This is a genomic window from Candidatus Desulfolinea nitratireducens, assembly GCF_982879505.1.
Genome location: NZ_CEYOSI010000269.1, coordinates 1 through 4,110, shown reverse-complemented (window position 1 = coordinate 4,110; position 4,110 = coordinate 1). Strand labels below are relative to the sequence as shown.

The 4,110-nt window shown below is 48.2% G+C and carries 3 protein-coding genes; all 3 read left to right on the top strand.

All coding sequences use genetic code 11. The features are described 5' to 3' along the window. The first annotated feature begins 279 nt into the window (after positions 1-279). On the top strand, positions 280-2,778 hold the full coding sequence (locus AC3DOM_RS16230; protein ID WP_487920085.1) for an alpha/beta fold hydrolase: 2,499 nt from the start codon (positions 280-282) through the stop codon (positions 2,776-2,778). 41 nt (positions 2,779-2,819) lie between these two features. After that, the gene (locus AC3DOM_RS16225; protein ID WP_487920084.1) at positions 2,820-3,557 is read left to right on the top strand and encodes a chitin deacetylase family protein; all 738 of its coding nucleotides are present in this window, start codon (positions 2,820-2,822) and stop codon (positions 3,555-3,557) included. A 121-nt stretch (positions 3,558-3,678) separates the two neighbouring features. Then, a partial coding sequence (locus AC3DOM_RS16220; protein ID WP_487920083.1) for an MFS transporter occupies positions 3,679-4,110 on the top strand: 432 nt, incomplete at its 3' end.

The following is a 4,110-nucleotide window of genomic DNA, read 5'->3' as shown; positions in this document are numbered from 1 at the left end:
CCTGGTTGGCTAAATGGCATCTTCGCTCTTGGCGCTGCCGTCACTCTCTTCATGGGCAAATAATCATTTTTTAATACAAAAACAGCCTCCCGTACGGGAGGCTGTTTTTGTTTGACTCTCTTTTTCTTCTACTGTACACTTCCTGTGTTCCTTTCAAACCCTATAAATTGTTCGAGGCTCCACAAAAAACACTTTTATTGGCAGGTTCCTGGCTTTTACTTAGCGGCTAGGGCTGTTTTTGAGCAAATTAACTGGTAGCCCAAAAGGAGATCATACTTTATGAATAAACTCCGAGGACTTAAGCATCGCGAAACTCAATTGGATTTGGATCTTTACCGGGTAAAGGTGCCTATCTCTGGACTTACGGATGTCTCTTTGAGTGTGATCGATATTCATCCCGATGGGGCCGAGAAGACAATTGTTTTTATTCATGGTTTTGCTGGTTGTGCTGAAACCTGGGAATACCAGATCAATCACTTTGCGCTTGAGTATCGGGTAATTGTCCCCGATCTGCGTGGACATGGCCAGAGCGACGCTCCTTTTACACAATACACCATGGCTGAGTTGGTATCCGATATTAACGCGGTCGCGGATGCCCTTGATCTCCCTGAAAAATTTATTCTGGTTGGGCATTCTTTTGGCGGTTCAGTTTGTATTGAATATGCTGCCGCTCATCCAAAACGTCTTGAACAATTGGTCCTGATCGCAACAGCGGGGGAATATCCCCTGCCAAAGAGCGCCTCTTTGCTTTCGAAAATTCCAGTATCTGTTATTCGTCCCTTCTGGAAATATCGTCCGCGCTGGAATGCGGAGGTGCATGTCCTGAAGCGGATGATGCTCAATAATATGGGGAAATGGAAGGGCTGGGATGCGCTTCCCAAAATTACAACGAAGACAATGGTGCTGACCGGGGAACGTGACAGTTATTTCCCGCGCTGGGCATTCGACCGGGTCAGCGAAGCGCTCCCCGGCGCTGATGTCATCGATGTAGGCGCATCCAAGCATAAGGTCCAGTTGGAGCGTCATAAGGCGGTCAACCGCGCGATCGAGCGTTTCGTTCACCAAGGCGGAAAAGGGAAAGGTTCATGGCGCGAACAGGGGCTGCGCACCGATCTGGCCATCTCGCGCCCGTGGTTGAAAAGCTATGGGAAATATACGCCGATCACCTGTCCAATTCCCCGCCAGCCATTACACAAGTTTCTGGAAGCCGCAGCAGACCGAGTTCCGAAGCGAAAAGCGACCGTTTTCTACGGTTCAACGCTGAATTACCAGCAGCTCGATCGTCTTGTTAACCAATTTGCGCATGCCTTGCACGGGCTTGGTGTTCGCCGTGGAGATCGCGTCATGGTGGTCATGCCAAATATGCCCCAAATGATCATGGCCTATTATGCGACCCTCAAGATCGGCGGTGTTGTTGTCCTCCCAAATCCAGATGCAACTGCACAACAGATTGTGGAACAGGTCAAAGATACAGATGCCAAGGTGCTTGTGACGCTGAAAGATTTTGCCGGGTTGGCAAAACAGGTCCAGGAGAACAGCCCTGTCCAGGTCGTTTTGGCGAATATTAGAGATGCAGTCTCGGCACGAGTCTATAAAGCCTTATTGGGACGTTGGCATGCCGCCGGGTTTGGCGAAGATGAGATCCCCTGGGTGGATGAGGGCCAAACCATGGAAAGGCTGATGCTGGATGCATCCCGGGAGCGCCCTGAATTTGAAGTTGATCCTGAGGATTTGGCAGCGATCCTGTTTACAAGCGGGACAACGGACAAGCCAAAAGGGGTTTGCCTGACACATTCGAATCTGGTTGCTAATTCACTCCAGACCCGTCACTGGATTCCGGATGTCAAATACGGTGAAGAGGTATTTCTGTCTGTTCTTCCGCTGACCCACAGCTATGGGATGACAACAGCGATGAATATCCCGATCGTGATCGGTGCGACCATCGTATTATTGCCTGTATTCGAGCTTCAGCAGGTTCTTGACCATATCAAGGAACATAACCCCAGTATTTTTCCGGGGGTACCCTCCATTTATGCAGCGATCAATCATGCGCCAAATGTGCGTGAGTATGGTCTCAATTCGATCAAAGCCTGCATTAGCGGCGCAGCCCCCCTGCCCATTGAAGTCCAGGAGGCTTTCCAGAAATTAACCCGCGGGCAGCTTGTTGAAGGCTATGGTCTGACAGAAACCTCGCCGGTGACTCACGCCAATCCTTTGAGAGGCGATGCGAAAACTGGCTCGATCGGTATTCCCATCCCCAATACGGATGCTAAAATCGTCGACCTGGTCACGGACAAAGACCTGCCCCCGGGGAAAATTGGCGAATTATTGGTCAAGGGTCCACAGGTGATGAAGGGCTATTGGCAAGCCGAGGGCAAGAGCGATCCGGACACATCTTTCCGCGACGGCTGGTTATATACAGGTGATGTGGCGGTCATGGATGCGGATGGGTTCTTTAAGATCATCAGTCGCAAACGTGATACGATCATGGCGGGTGAATTCAGCGTTTATCCGCGGGATGTTGAAGAAGTCCTTTATGAGAATTCCAAAGTTTTAGAGGTCGCAGTTGTCGGGATCAAGCGTAAAGGTTGGTTGAGTAATAAGGTCAAAGCCTACGTCGTGCCACAACCAGGCACTAACCTTTCTGAAGATGAGTTAATGGAACTTTGCCGTAAACGGCTGGATGAGTATGCCGTCCCCTGGGAAATTGAATTTCGGGAAACATTGCCAAAATCTTTTGTTGGCAAAGTTTTGAGAAGAATGTTGGTGGAGGAATAGACATCAGACCCAGATAGCGGGTGGCTGAAGTCTGATGCCTGATGTCTAAAAATATGGACAAGGTTTTTTTCATACGAGCCCTGATAACAACGAGCATCATAGTTTTCATTACTTTTGGAATCGCACTTTGGCTAAAACCTGAATGGATGATCGCTAAATTACGCCGCCGCTCACCTGAAGTGCTATATTCTGTAGAGACTGATAAAAAAGTTGTTGCGTTGACCATTGATGATGGACCAGACGCAAATGATTCTCCGCAGATTCTGGAAATCCTTGAAGAATATGAGGCACATGCCACTTTCTTTTTGATCACAGATCATATTTCAGGCAATGAAACCCTGGTAAAACGTATGGTTTCAGAGGGGCATGAATTGGGAAATCATATGACCGCCGACGAGCCAAGCATTGCGATGAGCGATCAGGAATTTGAAAGGGAATTGCTCAAGGCGGATAAAGTTTTATCTCAATTTATGGATATTTCGTGGGTACGCCCAGGTTCGGGGTGGTATAACGAAAGAATGCTTGCCACAATGAAAAAGCATGGGTACCATTGCTCTTTAGGTTCGGTCTATCCTTATGATCCTCACGTAGGTTTTTACTGGTTTTCAGCGTACTATGTTTTAGGGAACATCAAACCTGGAGCAGTGATTGTTTTGCACGATCATGATCGCCGTGGAGAAAGAACTGCGAAGGCCTTGAATATCATTTTGCCCGCTTTGGAAGAACGCGGATATAGCGTAGTTACGTTATCTGAATTGGTTGCGTTGCAGCCTGAGTAATATTATTTAAATATCCATCCTAAAAATATCCCATAGTGGCGACTTTAGTCGCTCTTTACGGCTGAAGCCGGACCTACAAAAGAATTTCAGGATAGATTCTACCTAAACCCCGAGGGAGCATATGAATAAACCAAAACGTTATCGATGGCAGGTTGTTGGCATCTTTTTTGTTTTTATGCTTTTGCATCAGACCGACAAATTGCTGATTGGTCCGCTAAAAGGACCGATTAGCGAAGAATTTGGCATTAATAACACGCAATTTGGTCTGATTATCTCCGGTGCGTTGATTGTTAGCACGATTTTATACCCGATATGGGGATATCTCTATGATCGCTATGCGCGCTCAAAATTGCTTGCGCTGGCCTCCTTTATCTGGGGAGCTACCACCTGGCTGAGTGCCATCGTACGGAGCTATATCCCCTTTGTGATCACGCGTGCCTCGACCGGGATTGACGACTCATCCTACCCCGGCCTGTACAGCCTGATCGCTGATTATTTTGGCCCGGAGCAACGCAGCAAAGTATACGGCATCCTGCAAATCAGCCAACCGATC

Bases quoted from the DNA above. Each gene is read 5' to 3' on its own strand.
- AC3DOM_RS16230 (WP_487920085.1), top strand. From the start codon at position 280: ATGAATAAACTCCGAGGACTTAAGCATCGCGAAACTCAATTGGATTTG.
- AC3DOM_RS16225 (WP_487920084.1), top strand. From the start codon at position 2,820: ATGTCTAAAAATATGGACAAGGTTTTTTTCATACGAGCCCTGATAACA.